Below are 23,127 nucleotides of genomic sequence, written 5' to 3'. Positions count from 1 at the left end.
GTCAACAGGGTAGGTTTGAATTTGCTATTCATAGTTAGCTATAAATGATAATGTGAATAGCAGTATGATAAGCCAGTGAGCCAAGAGCGCAAGTACCAAAACAAATAAATCTGGATTTATACTGAGATATAAGCCAACGTAGAATTTAACTAAGCTTATATAAATGACACGTTATCTAATTATTAAAACAATAAGCCTATCCAATAAAAATAAGCGAGAATCAGCCATGCCAGTACCAGCCAATTTATTAGCAAACACGACCATGCCAGTGGCGCTATATAGCAGTGGGCAACTCTATGCAATGGAGCAGGCATGGTTTGACGAAGGTAATGACAGTTTTGGATTAATGAAACAAGCAGCATGGCATATGGCACAGTATATTGCGGCGCTTTATGAGCAAAAAATGCTCAATACTCATGCAGTAGCTAACGTTAAATTTTACCGTCACCTTACTTATAAGCGTCGAGCGAGTATTTGGGTCGGGCGGGGGAATAATGGTGGCGACGGTTGGCTGATTGCTTACTATTTGCAGCAAATGGGCTGGCAGGTAGAGGTAATAACCGTCGGTTTTGATAGTCACGATTTTGAGATAGAGGATACAACGCAAAATTCTAACAAGGCAAATATGCTATCTGATGCAGCAAGGGCTCTACAGGTGGCATTATCTGCTAATTGCCCTTATCAGCGCTTTGAAGATGGCGCTTATCATGCCAATGAAAAAATAGACAAACAGTTGCGAGCGGATGTTTATGTTGATGCGCTATTTGGTATCGGTCTGGATCGTGCGCCTACAAGTGTTTTTAAGCAGGCAATTTGCGCCCTGAATCATGCCGATCAATATAACGTCGCTTTGGTGATTGCGGTTGATATTCCTAGCGGATTGGTTGCTTCAACTGGCCAAGTATTCGACCATATAGCGGTACAAGCTGATGCGACTCTATGTTTAATTGCGCGCAAATTTGGTTTACATACTAAGGATGGTATGGATTACAGTGGAGAGGTGATTGATATACCGCTGATACCTTATCAAGTCGGTAATAAAGCATTTGAGCCAGCTGCCACATTAACGACGACTGCGCATCATTTAAGTCCCCGTCGACAGAATAGCTATAAGGGCAGTTATGGACACGTATTGGTCATTGGTGGTAATCGCATCGATGGTTCTCAAGGGATGGGCGGCGCTGCTATCCTTTCTGCCTCGAGTGCGATGGCAACAGGGGCAGGTAAAATAACCGTCGCCTGTCATGAGGCATTTCATGGAGCGCTCTTAACCTCGCTACCAGATGCGATGACGATTAATTTACATGATATGAGTGGAGTGAAAGCTCTTATTATAGACGCCAGTGTTATAGCTATCGGCATGGGGCTGGGTCGTGATGAAAAAGCAAAAGCATTGTTTATCACTTATATTGAAGCAGCTATAGCAGAAGATAAACCGATAATCATTGATGCTGACGGTCTTTATCATTTGGCATCATTACAGCGCGATGAGCATCAACTGGTCGCACAATTAAAAGCGCATAGCGTTAAGCATCGGGTGTCTTTAACACCGCATAGTGGTGAAGCGGCTAGATTACTAAATAAAGAGGTCAGTGAAGTAGAGGCTGATAGGTTATTAGCGATAAAACAGTGCGCAGAGAGGTATGGTGGGGATTGGGTGTTAAAGGGTGCAGGGTCGCTGGTTTTGAAGCAGGATCAAGAGGGCAATCGTGTTTATGTTTGCGGCGTGGGCAATGCAGGCATGGCCAGTGCGGGCATGGGTGATGTGCTATCAGGTGTGATTGCAGGTCTGCTAGCCCAGCAGGATTTAAAAGAAGAAGCGCGTAGTTTACACCAAGCGGCTCTTCTTCATGGACTGGCAGGAGACTGCTTAGTCAAACAGATGGGAAAATTAAGCAATTTTACCAATAATGAAAAGTCATTATTGGTCGGTCAACGAGGCTTACAAGCGCAAGATATGCCCGCTGCTATTCGTCATATTATGCAATTAATGACTGAGTAGTTAACTACGGACAAGCATTCAGTAGAACATGCTTAAGATTAGGTCTTAGCGCCATTACAATATTGATTGATGGCTTGCTGTACGCGCTCACGCTTGAGCTCAATCTCACGGCCATCTAAGTATTGACGTTTACCATTGGCATCCATTTCATAAATACGTCCGCCAACATTTAAGTTGGTCAAGTTATTACGTAATGACTGACAGCGCTGGGCATTGGCCTGCGCTTCTTGTTCTTTGATACGTGCTTCTAGCTGAGCAACGCGCTGTTCTTCTGCGCTTTGTGGTGCAGCTTGGTTAGCTTCGGTCTTTCCAGCTAACTGTCCAGCGTTACTTTGCCTGCCGTCGCTACGAAATTCAATCACTTCAATATTTTTACCATTTTGTGGGGCATGCTGGCTGTATTTCACCTCACCATGCGCGCCGATAGACTTATAAACCTGAATGGCATGACTGGCATTGATTGGCAGCATAAGCATACACGCCGCACTGATACTCATAAGCAGTTTGGCAGCGGTATTTATTGTAGACGCATATGCCATAGTAACAATCCTCTTAATAGGTAAAAAACGGATGTATTTATCAGTTAAGGATAATATTTAAACGTCTTGATAACAATATAAATACACTAGTGTTTGATTTTAGCAAATAATACTTATAAATGTACATTATTTAATAACTAATAGTTAGGGATGGGGTTTAGAAGTTTTTCTTGACAATGGTGCTTAAACCATCGAATATAATAGCAGTTGATTGGTCAGTGAGCGGCTTTTATGATATTGCCGTGGCACTTGAAAATGATGACTATGGGTTGCTTATCAGTAGCTCGCTTAGCTTTATTTTCTTTGTGACAAGAATATAAAATAGATGGTCATTATCGCAATGGTTGTCAAATGTTATATTTGTTGTCTCCGGACTTATCTGTCTACAATGACTAAGATAAACTTATTATGATTGTGTTTAATAAGATTTGGCTGTAATAAAAAATAGGGCGCAATGTGTGGTTGTAACATCTACTCATCAAACAGGTTATAAGATTTAACTATCCTATAACGTTGTAATCATTTTGAGATTTGTTTTTTCATGCTGTATCGATTTATTTATTACTAGCGTAAGCTCGTATTCATCACAAATAATAAGCTTCTTTTATAGATGCACTCGCATCTTGTCACTGTCTATCGATAAAATCCTGTCACAACACTGACCTTACATATATTGCTGTGTTTGAGTGGCTTGCTGTCTTATAAAACAGCGTTGCTTAGATATGGTGGGCACACATTCTTGATATGGACAAGGATTTGTAGTTATTTTTATGAGAGGAACAACCCTGTGTAAATAGCATTGTTTTCTCTTACGAATGAACTCCAATCCTTGCCACAAAAAAAGGTGATGACAGTGACGCAAACCACGCAAAGTCCTAATATGACTGGACATACCCAAACGGGTAATGCCGCCAAAAACTTTGGAGAGAAGCAACAACGCCTTGCTGAAGGTAGCGAGCAGCCTGTGATGCTATCTGGCGCTGAGATGTTGGTGCAAGCACTAACGGATGAAGGGGTCAAATATATTTTTGGCTACCCAGGCGGCGCCGTTCTGCATATTTATGATGCCTTATTCCAACAAGAGAATATCGAGCATATTTTAGTACGTCATGAGCAAGCAGCCGGTCATATGGCCGATGCTTATTCGCGAGTCACAGGTCAGACTGGTGTGGTCTTAGCGACGTCAGGCCCTGGTGCCACCAACACGGTGACAGCTATTGCCACAGCGTTTATGGATTCTGTGCCGATGGTCGTCATCGCAGGACAGGTACCTAGCAGCCTAATCGGTGAAGATGCTTTCCAAGAAACCGATATGATTGGTGTGTCGCGTCCTATCGTCAAGCATAGCTTTCAAGTACGCCATGCTAGCGAAATTCCAATGATTGTCAAAAAAGCATTTTATATTGCGCAGGCTGGACGTCCAGGTCCTGTGGTCATCGATGTGCCAAAAGATATGACGGCGCCAAGCGAAAAATTTGCTTATGAATACCCAAAAGAGGTGTTTATACGCTCGTATCAGCCGTCATTAAAAGGTCATAGTGGTCAGATTAAAAAAGCGGTTGAAACGCTGCTTGCTGCTAAGCGCCCGATTGTTTACTCTGGCGGCGGTGTTGTTTTGGGTAATGCACATAAAGAGCTCACTAATCTTGCGCACCGTTTAAACTTACCCGTAACCAATACCTTAATGGGTTTGGGCGCTTTTCCTGGTTCTGACGAGCAGTTCTTAGGTATGCTTGGTATGCATGGCACCTATGAAGCCAATATGACCATGCATCATGCCGACGTAATCTTGGCAATTGGTGCACGTTTTGATGACCGTGTCACCAATAACGTCAAAAAATTCTGTCCGAATGCGACGATTATTCATATTGATATTGATCCTACCTCCATTTCAAAAACGATTAATGCGCATATTCCGATCGTAGGCGATGTCAAATCTGTCCTTACCGATATCATAGAAATTGTCGGTGAAGATAAAGAGCTAGACCAACATGCCTTGTTAGATTGGTGGTCACAGATTAATGAGTGGCGTAAGCGTCATGGTTTGCGCTATGACACCAGTACCGATAATGGTATTAAGCCACAAGCGGTCGTGCAAGCTTTAGATAAAGTGACTAATAGTAACGCGATTATCACGAGTGACGTCGGTCAGCATCAGATGTTTGCGGCGCTTTACTATACCTATAATGAGCCGCGTCAATGGCTGAACTCAGGTGGTTTAGGTACGATGGGTGTTGGCTTGCCGTATGCGATGGCAGCGAAACTTGCGAACCCTGAGCGTGATGTGGTTTGTATTACCGGTGAAGGCTCCATTCAGATGAATATCCAAGAGCTCTCAACCTGCTTGCAATATGATTTGCCGGTTAAAATCCTGAACCTAAATAACGCCCAATTAGGCATGGTAAAACAGTGGCAAGACATGCTGTATGAAGGCCGTCATGCCCATTCTTATATGAATTCACTACCAGATTTTGTCAAATTGGCTGAAAGCTATGGTCACGTCGGCATTAAGATTACCGATCCTGCGACCATGGAAGCACAGTTGGCTGAAGCCATGGCAATAAAAGACAGATTGGTATTTATTGACGTTTATGTCGATCGTAACGAGCATGTATATCCGATGCAAATTGCTGGGCAAGCGATGCGTGATATGTGGTTAACAAAAGGGGAGCGTACCTAATGCAACAACAACATCTGATTTCGGTATTGATGGAAAACGAAGCGGGTTCGTTGTCGCGAGTGGTCGGTTTGTTCTCCCAACGTGGCTACAACATCGAAACTTTGAACGTTGCGCCTACTGATGATTCGAGTATTTCTCGCTTAACGTTAACCACTATTACGTCACCTGAAAAAATAGAACAAATCACCAAGCAATTGCATAAATTGATTGAAGTGGTTAAAGTGCTTAATCTATCAGATAACGTACACGTCGAACGCGAGTTGATGCTGATTAAAGTACGGGCGACAGGCGGTGTACGTGAAGAGATTAAACGCAGTGCAGATATTTTCCGTGCCCAAATCGTTGACGTGAATTCAAATCTTTATACCATTCAAATCGTCGGTGATAAAGCCAAGCTTGATGGCTTTATCGATGTGATTGGTCGCGAACGTATCATGGAAGTGGTGCGTTCTGGTGTAATAGGTATTGCACGCGGTGAAAAAACGCTAAGCTTGTAATCAGCGTTTATTGCAAAATTTATAGTTTCAAGCTTCGTATTTCAACATATATGGTTTCAAACTTCGTTATTCAACACTTAACATAACGCTTATATGGCAAATCACTTTATGATAGTGACTGTAATCTAAGCGTTTATTTATCCATGGCCCGCCATGATTGAGGAAAAGGACTCTATTTATGAACGTTTATTATGACAAAGATTGTGATTTATCGATTATCCAAGGCAAGAAAGTTGCGATTATTGGTTACGGTTCACAAGGCCATGCACATGCGCTTAATCTACAAGATTCAGACGTTGATGTGACCGTTGGTCTACGTGCCAACTCTGGCTCATGGAAAAAAGCGGAAAACGCTGGTCTAAAAGTTGCTGAAGTAGAAGAAGCGGTCAAAGCCGCTGACGTCATCATGATTTTGACGCCTGATGAGTTCCAAAAAGAGCTTTACAGTGACGTGATTGAGCCAAATATTAAACAAGGTGCAACCTTAGCTTTTGCTCATGGTTTTGCGATTCATTACAACCAAGTCGTTCCACGTAGCGATCTTGACGTTATTATGGTTGCGCCTAAAGCACCAGGTCATACCGTACGCTCAGAATTTACTAAAGGCGGCGGTATCCCAGATCTTATCGCTATCTACCAAGATGCATCAGGTCAAGCCAAACAGTTAGCATTGTCTTATGCTGCTGGTGTTGGTGGTGGTCGTTCAGGTATTATTGAAACCACGTTTAAAGATGAGACTGAAACCGACCTATTCGGTGAGCAAGCGGTTCTTTGTGGCGGCGCAGTAGAGCTAGTAAAAATGGGCTTTGAAACCCTAACAGAAGCAGGCTATGCACCAGAAATGGCCTACTTTGAGTGTTTACATGAGCTAAAGCTTATCGTAGACCTGATGTATGAAGGCGGTATCGCTGACATGAACTACTCAATCAGTAACAACGCTGAATACGGTGAATATGTGACTGGTCCTGAAGTCATCAATGAGCAATCACGTGAAGCCATGCGTAATGCACTAAAACGCATTCAGTCTGGTGAATACGCGAAGATGTTCATCAGTGAAGGCGCAACCAACTATCCATCAATGACGGCTCGCCGTCGTAACAACGCAGAGCATCAAATCGAAATCACGGGCGCTAAGCTACGTGGTATGATGCCTTGGATCGGTGGCAATAAAATCATTGATAAAGACAAAAACTAATTTGCTAGAAGGCGATTAAGCGATTAATCAACTGTCTATCATTTTAATCATCTAGAATCCAAAACCCGTGTTATCACTTGATGGCGCGGGTTTTTTAATGGCTATTATTTCAATAAGCTAAGTAAGGTTTTCATGTCAATTGCTTTGAGATTGGTTGAAAACACATCATCTCTGCCTCATATAGAAAGCCTTCATAATTTTTATAGATGACTTTTTATTACTTAAAGCGTCATTTAATTTCGCCTCTTGTCTTATTTAAACTACTCTTGGTGGAAGCAATCGGCTATTAAGTACTAAAGCGATTGGTTTTATTCTTCTTACTTTTTTATTGATTACAGGTTGTATGTTGTGCAAATACCAAATCCTAACTGGCTAACGCCGCAATTCGCATATATTATTTTGAGCGCTGTCGTGGCTGTTTTGATATGGATAGAAGGGGAGATACTCAAAAGTAATCAGGGTAAGCTACCAAAGTCTAAGTTCTTCCAAATCAGCTCATTAATTGATACCGCTTGGTTTTTTGTCTCGACAGTGGCGTTATACGTCATCGATCTAGCACCATTAGCGATTGCGGTTCCTGTGGCTTATAGTATCTACACAATATATGGTTGGATATACGGCACACGCCTTCTCAAGCGCAAAGGTATACCCGCTTCACCGAAAGACTTGGTTGTTCCCGCTAAGTACATTGCCTACAGCCAATCGTTTTCCTTGATATTTTTTGCATTATGTCTGCTGGTATTATCGTCACCATGGTTACCGCTGCCTCAATAGACATAGGGACAAATATTTATCCTGTTGATATTATCATTGAGAAAAAAGGCAATCAGTTTTAATTACTCTTTACTAAATTATTGATAATATCTATGTAAATCAACATCTTAGATGGAATAGTGTTGTGTCAATGATGGCATTTACATAACAAGGTAGTTATTTACAAAAAAAAGTAATTTAACCTGTTGCAGTTGAGAAAAGCTGTTATAATCAGCTTGTACTTAAAGGATTTGAGGCAAGAGCAGATAGTATATCTTGTAGATATATCAAGGGTTTAAGCCGTCGCATTCAGCAGAAAATACTTGAGTATATATCAATTAATCGGTGATGACACACGTCTCGCCAACAGTTAAAGAGTTAGGAAAATTTATGTCAGATAAAGTTGAAGGCACTGTAAAGTGGTTTAATGAAGCTAAAGGTTTTGGTTTTATCGCTCAAGACAACGGCGGACAAGACGTATTCGCTCACTACAGCGCTATCCAAGGTAACGGTTTCAAAACTCTAGCCGAAGGCCAAAAAGTGTCTTTCATCTTAGGTGATGGCAAAAAAGGCCCACAAGCTGAGCAAATCGAAGCTATCTAATCTAGGTGCTTATTGAGTCATACTGATCTATCAGTATACTTAATACCACAAGATTATTAATAAGCATTGATTCCTTTGTTTGTTAAAACAATAAAAATACTGTTTAGACTTTAAAAAAAAGCAACCTCTTATAAGGTTGCTTTTTTTATGAAGTTTTTTCCTTGTAAAAGCAGGCCAAATTGCTTGAGTTATCAAAATTGTTATCATTGATTTTAAACAGAATGACATACTCTGGAAGTAAAGAAAGTCTATCTGGAAAGATAATCACAAAGCAGTCGGCCAATCAAGGATTGAAAGTGCGATAAAGATTGACCAAATTAGGCATTTCAATAAAATAAATCGTTAATGTATGCGCTTATAGACGCTTTTTGCAACAATGGTGACAAATTTATGACGCATTATTCACGCCGTTGTCTTGACCTTATCCCTGTGCTCACGCAAGATAGATGGGTGTGATAATTACGGTTGGCTTAGCTTTAGCAGGTTTTAATATTTTACTTCTAAATTTTGATTATTAGTAAAAAGCAAGTAGTATGCCAGTACACTTTTGGTGATTGGCTTATGAGTGTTTAGTTAAAATTTCTGTTAATGTAGTAATAACCTTTAGTGGTATTTTGAACGACAATTTGAACAACAGTTTGAAAAAGATGAACCTTTGGTTCTTAACTGGCAATTTTTAATTCATAACATTAATAAACGAGGAACGTATGAAAGCATTAGTAGCGGTCAAGCGTGTCATTGATTACAACGTAAAAGTTCGCGTAAAAGCTGATAACTCTGGAGTAGATTTATCTAACACTAAGATGTCAATCAACCCTTTTGATGAAATTGCAGTAGAAGAAGCGGTTCGTCTCAAAGAAGCGGGTGTGATTGATGAAATTATTGTTGCGTCAATTGGTCCAAAAGAATCACAAGAGCAGATTCGTGCGGCTTTAGCATTAGGCGCTGATCGTGGTATCTTGGTGTTGACTGACGACAAGCCATATCCTCTACAAATCGCTAAAATCCTTAAAAACATCGCTGAGTCTGAAGCTACAGATATTATTTTACTGGGTAAACAAGCGATTGATGATGATAATAACCAAACAGGTCAAATGCTAGCAGCATTGATGGGTATTGGTCAGGGTACGTTTGCGTCAGAAGTGAAGGTTGAAGGTGATAAAGTTAATGTAACGCGTGAAATCGATGGTGGTTTGCAAACGGTTGCACTTGATTTACCAGCAGTCATTACTACTGACTTGCGTTTGAATGAGCCACGTTATGCAAAATTACCTAACATCATGAAAGCTAAAAAGAAACAGCTTGATGAAAAAACGCCAGCGGATTTCGGTGTTGATATGGCCTCTAAGCAAGAAATCATTAAAGTTGTGCCACCCGCTGAGCGTAAAGCTGGTATCAAGGTGGGTTCAGTTGACGAGTTGGTCGATAAGCTAAGAAATGAAGCAAAAGTCATTTAATACTTTGCTAGCGCCTATCTAGTACAAAGTCATGATGTCTTAAACAGTTTTTATTGAAGTTGGACATAAAGTGTCTTTGTATACCCACAACCGCATGTATAGATGATACGAATAAATAAAGGATAAAAATAATGGCAATTTTGGTATATGCAGAACACGACAATGCCAGTCTAAAAAAGGCAACTTTGAATACAATCGCTGCCGCTCAGAAAATTGGCGGCGATATCCATGTATTGGTCGCTGGCAGTGGTAACCAAGCGGTCGCTGATGAAGCGGCTAAAGTGGCTGGCGTGACTAAAGTATTGTTAGCAGACAATGCCGCTTATGAGCACCAATTGGCTGGCAACATCGCATTATTGGTCGCTGATATTGCTGGTGATTATAGCCATATCCTTGCACCTGCTACGACGACTGGTAAGAACTTCTTACCACGCGTTGCCGCTTTACTTGACGTTAGTATGCTGTCAGAAATCTCTGATGTGGTAGATGCGCAAACGTTTGAGCGTCCTATCTATGCTGGTAACGCGACAGCAACCGTTAAAACATCAGAAGACAAAGTGGTATTAACCGTACGTACTACGGCTTTTGATCCAGTAGCAAATGAAGGTGGTTCAGCGACTGTTGAGACTCTTGATAATGTGCAAGAGCTTGGCAAAGCAAGTTTCGTAAGTGAGGAGATGGCTAAGTCTGACCGTCCAGAATTGACGTCAGCAAGTATCGTGGTTTCTGGCGGTCGTGCGCTGGCAAATGGCGAGAACTTCACTAAGTACATTGAACCATTGGCTGATAAACTTGGTGCGGCTGTTGGTGCATCACGTGCCGCAGTTGACGCAGGCTATGTGCCAAACGATATGCAAGTTGGTCAAACGGGTAAAATCGTTGCACCAGATTTATATATCGCAGCAGGTATTTCAGGCGCTATTCAGCATTTAGCGGGTATGAAAGATTCTAAAGTTATCGTTGCGATCAACAATGACCCAGAAGCACCTATTGCTAGCGTCGCTGATTATTTCTTAGAAGCTGATTTATTTGAGGCGTTGCCTGAGCTGACTAGTAAGATTTAATCATTACTTACTTCATCAGTAACGAAGGACAAAAAACCCGCTATTATTGATAGCGGGTTTTTTTATATCTAGTCTGTAATATTATGAGAACATGTATGCTTATGACTTGTTGATACTGTTTTATAAGAGACTCTTCTATAGTAAACTAAAGTAATATCTAGCTAATCTTTAATAGGTTATGTGAAAATAAGATTATTATCATCTATTTTATATGGACGAAATTAAGAACCTAGGTAAGAGATGGACTTTACTAATAAAAACTTATCTTACAAACTAATCAATATGCTAGTTACTTTGTTAAACAGTTAGGAGAAAGAAATGAGTGTAGCAATGAATTTTACCGAACAGTTGCCTAAAGAATGGAGTGATTGGGTTGCCACAAATATTATGCGTGGCATTTCAAAGGAGGTAATTATACAGACACTAAAAGCTAATAATTTTTCGGATACTCAAATTCAGATAGCTTTGAATAACGGCTTAAATATAGATGCAAATGAAAATAAGCAGAATATTAGAAAGTTGCCAAGTAAGGTAAAGCAATGGGTAGGAGCTAATTTATTGCAAGGAGTTAGCAAAGATAGTATAGCGCAAGTATTGCTGCAACAAGGTTATACTCATGCAGAGGTTTTATTAGAACTAGAAACTGCATGTAAAAGCCCTTATTTGCAAGCAGGAGTTAAATCTTCCCAAATTCTGAATAAGCGGGAATGGCTTCTACAGACCTGTGATGACTTAGCTAGATTGGATCCTGGATATAATCAAAAAATCGATGTAATCGACACACCATCTTTTGATGTATTTATTAAAGATTACTATAGTAAACATAAGCCAGTCGTACTTAGAAAAGGAATCGATCATTGGCCAGCTCTAAAAAAATGGAATCCACAATACTTCGCTGACATTTTAGGAGATTCAGAAATTCAGGTACAGTTTGATCGCGAGAGTGATACGCTTTTTGAACGGCACTCTGATAAGTATCGCAAATCGATGCTGATGTCTGAATTTGTCAATATGATAGAAAATGACGGTGAAAGTAATAACTATTATATGACTGCTAATAACACGCAACAAAACGTGGAAACTATTAGACCAGCACTTGATGACATAGGTGATTTTGGTCAAGGTTACCGACAGCTGTTAGATGATGATGCAGCTTTTAGTACGTATTTTTGGATGGGACCCAAAGGCACCTTTACGCCGCTACATCATGATTTGACTAATAACATGTTGGTGCAAGTCTATGGTCGTAAAAAAGTCACGTTGATTCCAGCTTGGCAAGTGCCTTGGATCTATAACGACTTGCATGTGTACAGCGAAGTGGATTTCCCTAACTTTGATATAAAAACCCATCCATTAATGCAGCATGTCACACCAATTGAAGTGACTATTGAAGCAGGTGATGCTTTGTTCATTCCCATTGCTTGGTGGCATTGCGTAGAAGGGTTGGATAAATCGATTAGCATCAGCTTCACAAACTTTAACGCACCAAATAACTATGCTGAAAGTTTCAAAAAAGCACAAGGCTGAGGTATAGGATTAAAGAACTTAGCTTGCTCTTAAATAAGAAATGACTGATACTGCTATAGTGCTGTCAGTCATTTCTTAATAGGCGCTTATCAATATTTTCAACATTAAAGCTAACTATACTTCCTCTGACGCAAGGTCTCATATAAGCATAGTGAACCCGCAATGGCGACATTAAGGCTTTCTTGCCCATTAGGCTGCGGTAGAGCGATAGGGGTGGCGCACTGCATCAGCTCATCACAAACGCCTTGGCCTTCATGTCCCATAATCCAGGCGATTGGCGTTTTTAAGTCATGTTGATAAATGACGGTATCGGTATGTGAACTGGTCGCAAATAACGGCGTTTGTACAAAGTCCAAAATATCTTGCACGCTTAAACCTTCATATATCGTCAGCGCGAACTGCGCGCCCATACCAGCCCTTAGCGTCTTCGGTGACCAAGCTTGCGCCGTAGCCCTGGTGCAGAGTATGTTTTTAATACCAACAGCTGCTGCGGTACGTAGCAAGGTGCCGACATTACCGCTGTCTTGGACATCATTAAGAATCAAGCAGTCGTCGTTAATTATCGACAAGCTTGGCGTGGGGACTTTTATAATCGCCATAATATCAATCCCAGTGCCTAAGCTACGAATACTTTCATAGAGTGCATCTGACAAGGTTAAGATAGGCGTATAAGTCGGCAGACGAGTGAGAACTTGCTGCACTTCAGGATGCTGCTGTGCGGCTTCAGAAACCAATATTTGAACAAACGGATAGTCGCTACGAAGCGCTGCATCGATCAGATGAACGCCCTCAATCACAGTTTGACCATGTTTCTTACGTTGCCGAGCTTGCATCAACAAGCCCTTTACTAGCTTGACCATCGTATTTTTATCTGAGGTAATAAGCTCGGTGGGATTTGCTACCATAATAGTTCGCTTAGAGAAAAATATAGAAAATATGAATGGCTCGTACAAAGTTGCTATTGATTTGGCTCTATACGAATCATCAAAGGCTGATTGGATTATTTATTTCTCAACATAATTTAGATGTAGATTCTTCACATAATCAACTTCATTTTTGCTGCCAAGTACTACGGGGACACGTTGGTGAATATCAGTTGGTTCTATGTCTAAGATACGATTGACTGCGTCAGTGGCAGCACCGCCTGCACGCTCAATCAATAGGCTCATCGGGTTGGCTTCGTACATGAGACGTAGTTTGCCAGCTTTATTCGCATACTTAGTGTCAAAGGGATAAGTGAAGAGACCACCGCGACATAAAATACGATGGACATCGCCAACCATGGCTGCAACCCAGCGTGTATTGAAATCGCGACCACGAACGCCAGTTTTGCCAGCAACGAGTTCATCTATATACTGCTGCATCGGTGCGCGCCAATAGCGATAGTTTGACGCGTTGATGGCATATTCGCTAGTATCAACATCGATGGTGACGTTTTCTTCTATCAATACATAGTCATTGGTATCAGGGTCTAGGCTAAACATCACGACATTATCGGTGATCGTTAGCGCAAGAACAGTAGATGTGCCATAAAGTAAGTAGCCGGCTGCCAGCTGCTGATTGCCCGCTTGTAAAAAATCAGCATTCTCACTGATTTGACCTTGGCGTTGGTACGGTAGAATAGAAAAGATAGTACCGACAGCCATATTAATATCGATATTCGATGAGCCATCAAGCGGATCGAATAATACTAACAAACTACCGTTAGCATTGGCAGGGGTAGCATCATCGAGCTCTTCTGAAGCAACACCCGCACAATGGCTGTTATTTGCCAAAGCGTCTAATAACAAGTCGTTAGCCAACACGTCCAATTTCTTCTGCTCTTCACCTTGGACGTTTTGATTGCCCGCTTCGCCAAGAATATCTGCTAGCGCGCCTTTTCTCAATAACTGTGAGATGGTCTTACCGACATCAGTGACGGTAGTTATCACCTCATTGAGTGCAGGGTTGTTTGCATGCGCGTTTAGATAGTTTGCTAAGGTTGTCATAATGCTTCCTAATGAATGCTATTGAAATAAATGCTATTAAAGTTAAAGAGAAAATGGGTGTTTAAGAAATGAGTTAGGTCGCACTTAAGAATCTTAAATCGGATAAATTTTTAAATACCCAGTAAGGCATCTTTGTCCTGACCACAAAATCAGCTACACTATCGCTATTATTATTTATTTATCGTTTGGATAAGCGGATTTTTTAATGATGGTTGTGACAGCTCTATGGCTATTGCCCAAGAGGAAGACGAATTCTGTTTTTTACGGTGTTATGTCTATCAATGCCACTGGGGTAAATTGTAGCAAATAAGTGCCAAAATGTCCTTGTCTCTGTGCTTATCGATTATAAATCGCCAAGAAACGCATCAATGATGCTTATCAAATCATATAAACCAACAATAAAGACGTGCCATTATGTCAAATTCTATCGATAGCCGCTCAGCCCAGACAGTCTCGCCAACGGATTATACTAAATTCGACCCTGATACTATTCATCAAAAGCTCAACACCTCGTTAAGTCGTCCGCAGCTCAATAGCGATGGTAGTATTCGCCATTTCTTGGGGGTAGAAGGTCTTAATAAAGCGCAGTTGCAAGCAATTATTGCCAAAGCAGAGACATTCTTTGATGAAAATGGGCAACTGATTAATCGGCCTGAGCTTGAAGGTTACACGGTGATGAATTTGTTTTTTGAACCGTCAACGCGTACGCGCACAACCTTTGAAGTCGCTGAAAAGCGTCTTGGGGCCAATGTATTAAACATTGATATCGAACGCTCTAGCACTAAAAAAGGTGAAAGTTTGCGTGATACCTTGTGGAACTTACAAGCCATGACGGCAGATATCTTTGTGGTACGGCATTCGGCGTCAGGTGCTGCCCATTTTATGGCAACAGAAGTGACACCCGATATTGCCATTATCAACGGCGGTGATGGCTGGCATGCACATCCGACTCAAGGTATGCTTGATATGCTAACCATTCACCGTGAAGCGCCGCGCCCATTTGAAGAATTGTCAGTGGCTATCGTCGGTGATATCAAGCATTCACGGGTAGCACGCTCTGATATCAGTGCGCTGCAAACCTTAGGTGTTAAAGACATCCGTGTCTGTGCACCGCGTACCTTATTACCGAAAGGCATTGAGCGTTTCGGCGTACAAGTTTATGAAGATATGAATGACTGTGTCACGGACTGTGATGTCATTATGGGATTAAGAATACAAAACGAGCGTATCGGTTCGCCGCTGCTGGCGTCATCGAGTGAATACTATAAACACTATGGTATTACCCCTGAACGGGTGGCTCTGGCTAAGCCTGATGCACTAGTGATGCATCCTGGGCCGATGAACCGCGGTGTTGAGATTGCCTCAAGCGTAGCCGATGGTGCCCAATCTGTAATTTTAAAGCAGGTAAACAACGGGATCGCTATTCGTATGGCTGTATTATCACTGGCAATGGAAGGTCAGCGCGCTCATCAAGCGGTGAGTAAATAACACGTTTTCTCGCTTTTTTATATTTATTTATCCCATTTTATTGATACGGTAATAACGCTCATGTCTACTATGTTAAATACGGATGCACCGATAATTCACCACCTTCCTCAATCATTTAAAGAATCACTACCAAGCGCTGCGACAGAAAAGTTAGTTTCACTCGAAGCGGGGCGTGAAATGTGGCTATTACCACCCTTGGTTGATTTGTGCGCACGCCTACGTGAGCCGGGTCAACAAGAGCACGGCACCTTAGAGTCAGAAGGGCGCGCTGCCCGTGGCAATGGTTTTTTGCATGTGGTGATTCCTCCTGATACTAATCCTATTTTAGAGAACGGCTCGCTATTGAAAGGCTTACGTGAGCGCGCGCTTGGTGATGGCGGTATTTATTTGCATATTTTAGGTGCGTTGACAGAAGGACTTCGTGGAGAGAATCCCTCCAATATTGCTGGATTAAAGAAAGGAGGGTGCATTGCCGTTTCAAACGCGCGTCGCCCTTTCCGCAATGACCTAGTATTACTGCGTACACTGGAATATGCGGCGACTTTTAATATGAAAGTATTCTTTTATCCTGACGAGCCAAGTCTATCTGGTGATGGCGTAGCACATGAGGGTTATATCGCGTCATATCATGGTCTGCAAGGGATTCCTTGGATTGCAGAAACGGTTGCTTTGTCAACGCAGTTATTAATGGTGGAAGAAACGGGTATTGCGGCGCATTTTAGCCAGTTATCTTGTAAGTCTTCAATTGAGCTGATGCGCTGGGCTAAAGACAAAGGCCTACCGGTGACTTGTGATGTGGCGATGCATCAGCTGTACTTAACCGATGATAATTTAAAAGGCTTTAATGCCCAAGCCTATGTGCTACCACCATTGCGTAGTAATACCGATCAGCAAGCCATCCGCCGCGGTTTAAAAGACGGTACCATTGATGCGATTTGTAGCCACCATGAGCCGCTAAACAGTACCGCTAAAAAAGCACCGTTTGCTGAAAGTACGCCCGGTATCTCAAACTTTGATACGTTTATGGCGCTGGCGTGTCAGTTGGTACGTGATGAGGTGTTAACCTTAGAGCAACTGGTCGATAAAATCTGCCTCAATCCGGCAAAAATTGCGGGTATTAGCGAGCAGTATGAAAGCATTGGCGGCGCCGTACTGGTTGATCCAAATCTTGAGTGGCAAGTGACCACAGAATCTATGCTGTCAAGTGGTAAAAATACGCCATTCTTTAATCAGCAGTTGAAAGGTCGCGTTGTGGAGACTTTCTTTGGCTAACTTGCCCCGACAGGATGACAGTCTGCCGCCGTCCTCGAAGGATAAAGACCTAGATATAGTCAGACAGCAGCATATACCGCGTGGTAGCGCTAGTACCTCTAGCGAATCCATCAAAGCGGTCGCCATATATGAAGTAATCAAAGGCGTTGGTGCGCTATTAGGAGCAGGCGCTTTATGGTCGTGGCATAGCGACCTTGAGCATTGGCTAACGACGGCGACCACTTCTTGGCAACAGACCTTTGGTCAGCTATTGGCACCGCAAGTTGATAGTGCGGTACGTATTGCACAGCAGGCAAGTAAAAATTGGCCAGTATTCTTGTTGATAATTTTTACTTATGCCAGTCTGCGTTTCCTTGAAGCTTATGGTTTGTGGCAAGACAAAACGTGGGCTTATTGGTTTGGGGTGTTAGGCTATGGGATATTTATTCCTATCGAACTCTATTATCTGTTTGCTAGCCCGTTTGACTGGTTTAAACTTGCCATCTTAGTATCAAATATTATTATTGTGATCGTGGTTTATCGTAATATGAAACGTAAAGGTTTGATATAAAGACGAAAGTAAAAGTTAAACAGACATAAAAAAGCCAGTATAAGCGATGATGCTTATACTGGCTTTTGTTTTATTAAAATGACTACAACACTACTATTTAAAACTTATATCTTTGCTACTTTCTCATCCGCACGAATGCTTTTCGCCACTTTACCAACGCTCAACCCTTGTACCAAAATAGAAAATATCACCACTGCATAAGTGAGCGCCAATAAAATATCTCGCTCGGTTCCCAACGGTAGCTGCAAGACCAAAGCAACGGAGATACCACCACGTAATCCGCCCCATGTCAGCACTTTCCAAGCGCCTGTCGGCAAATCGAGCTGACGATGAAAGGTTTTGGTGGTCATGCCGACGACAATAAAGCGCGCAAGTAGGGCAATGATAATCGTCAAACCAGCGGCGATAAATAGGTTGCCCGAATAAGCAATCATCACTACTTCAAGCCCAATTAACACAAATAAAATTGCGTTTAAAATCTCATCGATTAACTCCCAAAATAAATCAATATAATGACGCGTCTTATCGCTCATTGCCAATGCTCGTCCACGATTACCAACCATTAATCCCATCATTACCATGGCAAGTGGACCTGATAAATGCCAGTGGCTAGCCAGCGCATAACCACCTATCACACCTGCAAGCGTTAATAAGACTTCTTCTTGGTAGCTGTCGATGCTTTTGAGCATGTAATACAAAATTGCCCCGAGTACCAGACCAAAGATAATCCCGCCACCGGCTTCAACGGCTAAAGTATGTGCCACGTAATTGGCCGTTGGGATATCGCCACTTGATAAAATACCCAGCAGCAGTACAAAAATAACCACACCGATACCGTCATTAAATAATGACTCACCTGCGATGACGGTTTCAATACTTTTTGGTGCACCTGCGGATGAGAGGATACCCATCACGGCAATAGGATCGGTCGGCGATATCAGAGCGCCGAACAACAAACACCAAAGAAACGACAAGCCAAAACCAAAGAGCGGTAGCATAAAGTACAGGGCGGCGGCAATTAATAACGCTGATGCGATGGTACCGATACAAGCAAGAATGCCGATGGGCAGTTTATAACGCTTTAAGTCGTTAATATTGACATGTAAAGCACCGGCAAATAGCAGCATAGAGAGCATACCGTCTAATAAGACTTCAGTAAAATCAAGCTGCTCTAATAAGCTAACCTCATAATCAATAAGCTGATCAAACCCTAAAAAGCCTAGAAATATGGCGCCAATAGATAATAAGATGGAGATGACCATCACGCCAATCGTCGTTGGTAGACCTATAAAGCGATGATTCACATAAGTCAGTAAGGCGGTGATGGATAAAAAAATGGCGCTGATTTCAAGTATGGTCAGGCTGCTGGTAGGGGACATGAAAAAATTCTCAAGTAATGATAAAAAATCGTCCTAAGCTTAGTGCTTACGAGGATTAACAGGGTTTTTATTTTAGTTATTTTCACCCTTGCATGCCAGCGATGAATAGTAAACTTATTTTTGGCAATAGAATTTGCTTTATAAGTTACCTTGCTTGTAGTTTTAGTGCTTGATGAATAGTAGCGTCAAACTTAGATACATAAGCAAAGTATCGATGCTGGGCATCATCGTCGAGAATAAATTGTTTGGCTTGTTGGCACATGGCGATTAAGTCATCGACCAATTCTTGGTAGCTGAGATTGTCTTGTCCTGCATGTTCAATCAATGTCAGCTCATGTAGTAGCGTTTGCTGTTGGGCTTTATTGACTTTGGCATAGTTGAGATCAACCATTGCTTGACAGAGTGCCTTTAATACCATCAAATCAGCCGTTGCATAATGGCGTATCTCGCCAAGCGAGGCATCGATAAAGTCGGATATCTTAGGGGTATGAGTCACGACGGCCAATATGGCGACGCGTGGTTTATTGTTTACGCTTTCAACACTGCTGTTGTCTGAGTTTGATTTATCTGGGCTTGGTATATAGAAGTGATAGGGACTGGGTGGCTGACGATGCATCATAATGCTTAAGCAGGTAGTCAGTGATTGAACGCAATTGACCGCTGTTTTTGGATCGTTAATCCCTGGCGATAGGGCGCGTACCGCAATTTCAGTCATTTGTCCTAAGCTATAAGCGATATCGTTGGAGTGGCTTAAGCGTTGCTCGATACGTATACAGCCAGCAAAACGCTGCCAAAATAAGCCGTCAGGTGCACGTGGGACGATAGCAAGCTTTGGTGTGTTGGTTTTATGGCGATTGTCTGAATGGGCGGCTGGACGCTTATAAAAATAGCCAATAATATTTCTATCAGTGACAAAATCACCAAGATTAGCCTTTATTTGCACCACACCGCCATAATCTTGGGTTAGGGTAATAAGGGACTCAAAGTAGATTTGCTGAATATAACCTGAGCTTGGTGGATAAATCGGCGTGGCAGACCAAGTATGGAATTGTTCAACATCATGATGCTTAACGTCACGTTGATGCTCGATATCGCAGCGGTCTTTATACCAGTAGTGAATGTTTTTAATCGCCTCATTACTTGCGCCTTGAATCACATGCGATGCCTGAATCGCATGCACCATATGTTGAACAAAGTACACCAGTAATAAAGCGCAAATAATCGCCATGATAATGGCAAAGGTCACCGCCAATTGTGGCACCCCAAAACCAACATCATATTTATGAATCGCTTTTAACACCAATAAACTATAGCTAAAGGTGCCAATAAACGCGCCTAGAACAAACTGATTGGGCGTATCTGTCAAAAAATTACGCAGCAACCGGGGGCCAAATTGTGAAGATGCCATCGATAATACGGCGATCGTAATCGAAAAAGTGGTACCGGCGACACCGAGTACGGCGCCAGCAATGGTGGTCATAATAGCGCGAGCGGCCTCATCATCACCCGTAAAAGCAAAGGTAAGTTCTCTGACCGTCTCGCGGTCGAAATGTTCATCAATGGTCACCAATAAAGGCGCCAGTAGAATACCTACCACCACACAAGCGGTTGGAATAAACCAATAAGAGCCAATAAGCTGTTGCCATAAATTTCTTAGGCGATCGGGTAAGTCAGTCAGTGTCTGGAGCGACCAGAGCTGGGTAAATCGCCTTAACCTGTGCATGATTGCGAGCCATGCCGATTTAAGCCAGCCATTTTCAGGGTGTTTATTCAATATTATGCGCTCCACAAATTACTTAAAAAGCGATCTAAGGAACAATCAACTTTTTTCTCAACAAACCGTGATTTTATTTGGCTAGAAAAAACGCTTAGAAGTAAATTACCTTACCATATAAGCCATAAAGATTAAAAATTTAGTAAAAAAAAGCCCCTATAGTAGGAGCTTATTTTTAACCTGATAAAGCTTCTGCGTTCTTTATTAACTGACTAGGTCGTTAATCCAAGTGCTTATCGCGATGCTTAGTTTTTCTAAAACTGACGGCTCTTCTATGCTATCCACACTTAATGACCGCATTTGCCTACTAGCCATCGTTACTGGTTGTTTTTGCATACTCTCCACAATTAAAGAGAGGTTTTTGCCAGCTGACGATAATATCAGACTTGGATTCTGAGTTAACATTGTCCATCTCTGATTACCACCACCACTACAACCATAGCGAATGAGACGTGCTCGATCATTATTCAGATAACCATTTTCTAAGTCAAAGCACTGATTACCCTGCTTGATGGCATTGGCCGTTACATCCATTTGCCAAACTTGTGAGCTTGCTTGATCGTTACAAGGGGCAAGATTGATAACATTACCACTATCATGACACCAATACTTAACGCCTTTACTGGAAATGCTATTATTGTCTTCAATTATTGCCCCTCATTAATATAATGTGGGCAATATAACAGCTATGTTAGTATATTGTACGACATTTGTTTAATATATAACTATATTTTTGTAATAGATTTCTAAGTTCATAGATATAGTTATCGATAATGTTTCGTATTATAGCAGCAGCTCTTTATTATTTCGTTGTAGGATTATCCGCTTCAGTAATGATATCACCTCTATTGGTAGCGTGCTTACTATCAGTATTCGCTTTATCATCGCTAACATCTTTAGGAAGAATGATCTCGTTATTATGCTCATCGTATTCTATGTCGCTGTCTTTATCATAAGCAACAGGATCAAAACGTGGTGTGACATTATCATTATCTTCCTTAGACACGTGATTAGAGGTCGCAGCGCCAGACTCTCTAAAGAGTTTAGAGCGATTGCTTTTAGCGGAATCTTCTTCAGTTGCCCCTGATTTTTTTCTTGGTTCACTATGAGCAAAAATAGCATTTAGTGGCACATTCAATTGCTGTCTGGCATAGGCTTCTGTATTTTCAAAGCGATTGACCAATAAGCTTAACCATGGTTTTTGGTCTTCTGGGCTCATTTCGTTAAGCTCGTCCTTGATAGGTAAGGGATAAGGAAGAGTGCGATAAAAGTCCCACAAGGTCATTTTGCCTAAATCTTTTTTCAGCACATAATCTTCTTCTTCTGTCATGGTAATCAAATTGCTGTTTTGTAAATAATTAATATAAACATACCATTTTGGCAGCTCTTTACGCCCCAATACATTGCGTAGAGCTTGTTCACTCACCGCTTCACCTTTTAAATGGTGGGTATAAACGAGGTTTAACATGTCGAGCAAACTCAGAAGTGGGTGGCGCGGATAGACTTCTTTGGTCTCAAAAATAGTCAAGGTATAGCTAATCTCAACGCCCAATAAAATTAAATTCCACGACAGATATATCCATAATAAGAAGATGGGCAATGCGGCAAATGCGCCGTAAATTGCTTCATAGCTGGTAAAGTTTGCCATGACAGTACCGAAAAGATTCTTCATCAGCTCAAAGATGATGGCCACAAAAATACCTGCAATGGCGGCGTTTTTTACAGGAACACGTGCTTTTGGAATGAACCAATACATACTGATAAAACCAGCTACCGTGATGCCAAAGGAGACGATTTGTACCCAAAATGCCCAATCGATACCATAACCAGCAATTTGTCGGTTTAAAAAACTTAGACTTTGTACCGCACTTGAGGCCAGAAATGCCGTACCCAACACTAACGGTCCTAACGTGACGATGGTCCAGTAACGCAACATGCTTTTCATGCCACCGGAGCGATTTTCTACGCGCCAAATTTGGTTAAAAGCGCGCTCAATGGTCGTCAAGGTCATGATGGTGGTAAAAAATAAAACCAATGCCCCAATAATGGTTAGATTGGATGAATTCTCAGCAAAGTTGTTGATATATTTACTGACTTGCAAGCTTGATTGTGGCAGCAAGTGACTATAGATCACCTCATAAATCTGTGCTCTAACTGAGGCTAGTGCTGGCACTGAAGACAAAATCATCAAGAGCACTGTTAAAATAGGCACAATTGATAATAAGGTGGTATAGGTCAACGACGCCGCTTTTTGCTGGCAATTGTCCTCAAAAAAGTGCCGAGTCAAAAAACGCACAAACTGAAACCAACGTTGGTGTAAAAAAGGGATTTTTTTTAATAAGTTTTCCATGACAACCAT

The 23,127-nt window shown here is 41.7% G+C and carries 19 protein-coding genes; 12 read left to right on the top strand and 7 right to left on the bottom strand.

Features of this window, described 5'->3' with window-relative positions; genetic code table 11:
* Nucleotides 1-226: 226 nt before the first annotated feature.
* Nucleotides 227-2,002: an NAD(P)H-hydrate dehydratase gene (locus tag FQ084_RS12205; protein WP_149490913.1), complete on the top strand. Its 1,776-nt coding sequence runs from the start codon at nucleotides 227-229 to the stop codon at nucleotides 2,000-2,002.
* Nucleotides 2,003-2,040: 38 nt separating this feature from the next.
* Here the strand turns inward: FQ084_RS12205 and FQ084_RS12200 are convergent, their stop codons facing one another.
* Complete coding sequence (locus FQ084_RS12200; protein WP_149490912.1) at nucleotides 2,041-2,541, bottom strand: DUF4124 domain-containing protein; 501 nt, start codon at nucleotides 2,539-2,541, stop codon at nucleotides 2,041-2,043.
* Between the two features lie 847 nt (nucleotides 2,542-3,388).
* On the opposite strand from FQ084_RS12200, the gene FQ084_RS12195 reads away from it, so the two are divergent.
* The 8 genes from FQ084_RS12195 (at nucleotide 3,389) to FQ084_RS12160 (ending at nucleotide 12,317) form a co-directional block, all read left to right on the top strand.
* Nucleotides 3,389-5,221 (top strand): acetolactate synthase 3 large subunit, encoded by a 1,833-nt coding sequence (locus FQ084_RS12195; RefSeq protein WP_188032971.1) that lies wholly within the window; start codon nucleotides 3,389-3,391, stop codon nucleotides 5,219-5,221.
* Nucleotides 5,221-5,718, top strand: a complete 498-nt coding sequence (gene ilvN, locus FQ084_RS12190) for an acetolactate synthase small subunit (protein WP_149490910.1) — start codon at nucleotides 5,221-5,223, stop codon at nucleotides 5,716-5,718. The genes FQ084_RS12195 and ilvN overlap by 1 nt, the downstream gene beginning before the upstream one ends.
* 178 nt (nucleotides 5,719-5,896) lie before the next feature.
* The gene (gene ilvC / locus FQ084_RS12185; protein ID WP_149490909.1) at nucleotides 5,897-6,913 is read left to right on the top strand and encodes a ketol-acid reductoisomerase; all 1,017 of its coding nucleotides are present in this window, start codon (nucleotides 5,897-5,899) and stop codon (nucleotides 6,911-6,913) included.
* Nucleotides 6,914-7,261: 348 nt separating this feature from the next.
* Nucleotides 7,262-7,687, top strand: coding sequence for a hypothetical protein (locus tag FQ084_RS12180; protein ID WP_149490908.1), 426 nt, complete (start codon nucleotides 7,262-7,264; stop codon nucleotides 7,685-7,687).
* Between the two features lie 369 nt (nucleotides 7,688-8,056).
* Nucleotides 8,057-8,269, top strand: coding sequence for a cold-shock protein (locus FQ084_RS12175; protein ID WP_057758834.1), 213 nt, complete (start codon nucleotides 8,057-8,059; stop codon nucleotides 8,267-8,269).
* A gap of 707 nt (nucleotides 8,270-8,976) precedes the next feature.
* Nucleotides 8,977-9,726 (top strand): electron transfer flavoprotein subunit beta/FixA family protein, encoded by a 750-nt coding sequence (locus FQ084_RS12170; protein WP_149490907.1) that lies wholly within the window; start codon nucleotides 8,977-8,979, stop codon nucleotides 9,724-9,726.
* A gap of 131 nt (nucleotides 9,727-9,857) precedes the next feature.
* The gene (locus FQ084_RS12165; RefSeq protein WP_149490906.1) at nucleotides 9,858-10,790 is read left to right on the top strand and encodes an electron transfer flavoprotein subunit alpha/FixB family protein; all 933 of its coding nucleotides are present in this window, start codon (nucleotides 9,858-9,860) and stop codon (nucleotides 10,788-10,790) included.
* 318 nt (nucleotides 10,791-11,108) lie between these two features.
* Nucleotides 11,109-12,317 carry a cupin-like domain-containing protein gene (locus FQ084_RS12160; RefSeq protein WP_149490905.1) on the top strand — a complete coding sequence of 403 codons (1,209 nt, stop codon included), beginning with the start codon at nucleotides 11,109-11,111 and terminating at the stop codon, nucleotides 12,315-12,317.
* A gap of 110 nt (nucleotides 12,318-12,427) precedes the next feature.
* Here FQ084_RS12160 and FQ084_RS12155 read toward each other — a convergent pair whose 3' ends face one another.
* Complete coding sequence (locus FQ084_RS12155; protein ID WP_149490904.1) at nucleotides 12,428-13,222, bottom strand: TrmH family RNA methyltransferase; 795 nt, start codon at nucleotides 13,220-13,222, stop codon at nucleotides 12,428-12,430.
* Nucleotides 13,223-13,321: 99 nt separating this feature from the next.
* The gene (locus tag FQ084_RS12150; RefSeq protein WP_149490903.1) at nucleotides 13,322-14,305 is read right to left on the bottom strand and encodes a class 1 fructose-bisphosphatase; all 984 of its coding nucleotides are present in this window, start codon (nucleotides 14,303-14,305) and stop codon (nucleotides 13,322-13,324) included.
* A 414-nt stretch (nucleotides 14,306-14,719) separates the two neighbouring features.
* On the opposite strand from FQ084_RS12150, the gene FQ084_RS12145 reads away from it, so the two are divergent.
* Genes FQ084_RS12145 through FQ084_RS12135 form a run of 3 tightly spaced genes read left to right on the top strand, consistent with a single transcriptional unit; the run spans nucleotide 14,720 to nucleotide 17,615 of the window.
* Entirely contained in the window at nucleotides 14,720-15,793 is a 1,074-nt protein-coding gene (locus FQ084_RS12145) for an aspartate carbamoyltransferase catalytic subunit (RefSeq protein ID WP_149490902.1), read from the top strand.
* 60 nt (nucleotides 15,794-15,853) lie between these two features.
* A complete protein-coding gene (locus tag FQ084_RS12140) occupies nucleotides 15,854-17,065 on the top strand; it encodes a dihydroorotase (protein WP_188032967.1) in 1,212 nt (403 codons plus the stop codon).
* Nucleotides 17,058-17,615, top strand: coding sequence for a DUF2127 domain-containing protein (locus FQ084_RS12135; protein ID WP_149490901.1), 558 nt, complete (start codon nucleotides 17,058-17,060; stop codon nucleotides 17,613-17,615). Before FQ084_RS12140 ends, FQ084_RS12135 begins: the two co-directional genes overlap by 8 nt.
* 104 nt (nucleotides 17,616-17,719) lie before the next feature.
* Here FQ084_RS12135 and FQ084_RS12130 read toward each other — a convergent pair whose 3' ends face one another.
* The 4 genes from FQ084_RS12130 to FQ084_RS12115 form a co-directional block, all read right to left on the bottom strand.
* Nucleotides 17,720-18,994: a cation:proton antiporter gene (locus FQ084_RS12130; RefSeq protein WP_149490900.1), complete on the bottom strand. Its 1,275-nt coding sequence runs from the start codon at nucleotides 18,992-18,994 to the stop codon at nucleotides 17,720-17,722.
* A gap of 145 nt (nucleotides 18,995-19,139) precedes the next feature.
* Nucleotides 19,140-20,768: a DUF2254 domain-containing protein gene (locus FQ084_RS12125; protein WP_262880774.1), complete on the bottom strand. Its 1,629-nt coding sequence runs from the start codon at nucleotides 20,766-20,768 to the stop codon at nucleotides 19,140-19,142.
* Between the two features lie 204 nt (nucleotides 20,769-20,972).
* Entirely contained in the window at nucleotides 20,973-21,350 is a 378-nt protein-coding gene (locus tag FQ084_RS12120) for a ricin-type beta-trefoil lectin domain protein (RefSeq protein ID WP_410477345.1), read from the bottom strand.
* Nucleotides 21,351-21,570: 220 nt separating this feature from the next.
* Entirely contained in the window at nucleotides 21,571-23,118 is a 1,548-nt protein-coding gene (locus tag FQ084_RS12115; RefSeq protein ID WP_149490898.1) for a YihY/virulence factor BrkB family protein, read from the bottom strand.
* Between the last annotated feature and the right edge of the window lie 9 nt (nucleotides 23,119-23,127).

Origin of the sequence: Psychrobacter sp. ANT_WB68, assembly GCF_008369115.1 — a bacterium.
Classification (GTDB): domain Bacteria; phylum Pseudomonadota; class Gammaproteobacteria; order Pseudomonadales; family Moraxellaceae; genus Psychrobacter.
Note: the sequence above shows the minus strand (reverse complement) of the source record. Positions and strands in the feature narration are given on the sequence as shown.

What these genes read in the sequence shown, in the direction of transcription:
- FQ084_RS12195 (WP_188032971.1), top strand. Translation starts at nt 3,389, where the DNA reads ATGACAGTGACGCAAACCACGCAAAGTCCTAATATGACTGGACATACC.
- FQ084_RS12150 (WP_149490903.1), bottom strand. Translation starts at nt 14,305, where the DNA reads ATGACAACCTTAGCAAACTATCTAAACGCGCATGCAAACAACCCTGCA.
- FQ084_RS12165 (WP_149490906.1), top strand. Translation starts at nt 9,858, where the DNA reads ATGGCAATTTTGGTATATGCAGAACACGACAATGCCAGTCTAAAAAAG.
- FQ084_RS12175 (WP_057758834.1), top strand. Translation starts at nt 8,057, where the DNA reads ATGTCAGATAAAGTTGAAGGCACTGTAAAGTGGTTTAATGAAGCTAAA.
- FQ084_RS12170 (WP_149490907.1), top strand. Translation starts at nt 8,977, where the DNA reads ATGAAAGCATTAGTAGCGGTCAAGCGTGTCATTGATTACAACGTAAAA.
- FQ084_RS12205 (WP_149490913.1), top strand. Translation starts at nt 227, where the DNA reads ATGCCAGTACCAGCCAATTTATTAGCAAACACGACCATGCCAGTGGCG.
- FQ084_RS12200 (WP_149490912.1), bottom strand. Translation starts at nt 2,541, where the DNA reads ATGGCATATGCGTCTACAATAAATACCGCTGCCAAACTGCTTATGAGT.
- FQ084_RS12160 (WP_149490905.1), top strand. Translation starts at nt 11,109, where the DNA reads ATGAGTGTAGCAATGAATTTTACCGAACAGTTGCCTAAAGAATGGAGT.
- FQ084_RS12130 (WP_149490900.1), bottom strand. Translation starts at nt 18,994, where the DNA reads ATGTCCCCTACCAGCAGCCTGACCATACTTGAAATCAGCGCCATTTTT.
- FQ084_RS12155 (WP_149490904.1), bottom strand. Translation starts at nt 13,222, where the DNA reads ATGGTAGCAAATCCCACCGAGCTTATTACCTCAGATAAAAATACGATG.
- FQ084_RS12115 (WP_149490898.1), bottom strand. Translation starts at nt 23,118, where the DNA reads ATGGAAAACTTATTAAAAAAAATCCCTTTTTTACACCAACGTTGGTTT.
- ilvN (WP_149490910.1), top strand. Translation starts at nt 5,221, where the DNA reads ATGCAACAACAACATCTGATTTCGGTATTGATGGAAAACGAAGCGGGT.
- ilvC (WP_149490909.1), top strand. Translation starts at nt 5,897, where the DNA reads ATGAACGTTTATTATGACAAAGATTGTGATTTATCGATTATCCAAGGC.
- FQ084_RS12145 (WP_149490902.1), top strand. Translation starts at nt 14,720, where the DNA reads ATGTCAAATTCTATCGATAGCCGCTCAGCCCAGACAGTCTCGCCAACG.
- FQ084_RS12140 (WP_188032967.1), top strand. Translation starts at nt 15,854, where the DNA reads ATGTCTACTATGTTAAATACGGATGCACCGATAATTCACCACCTTCCT.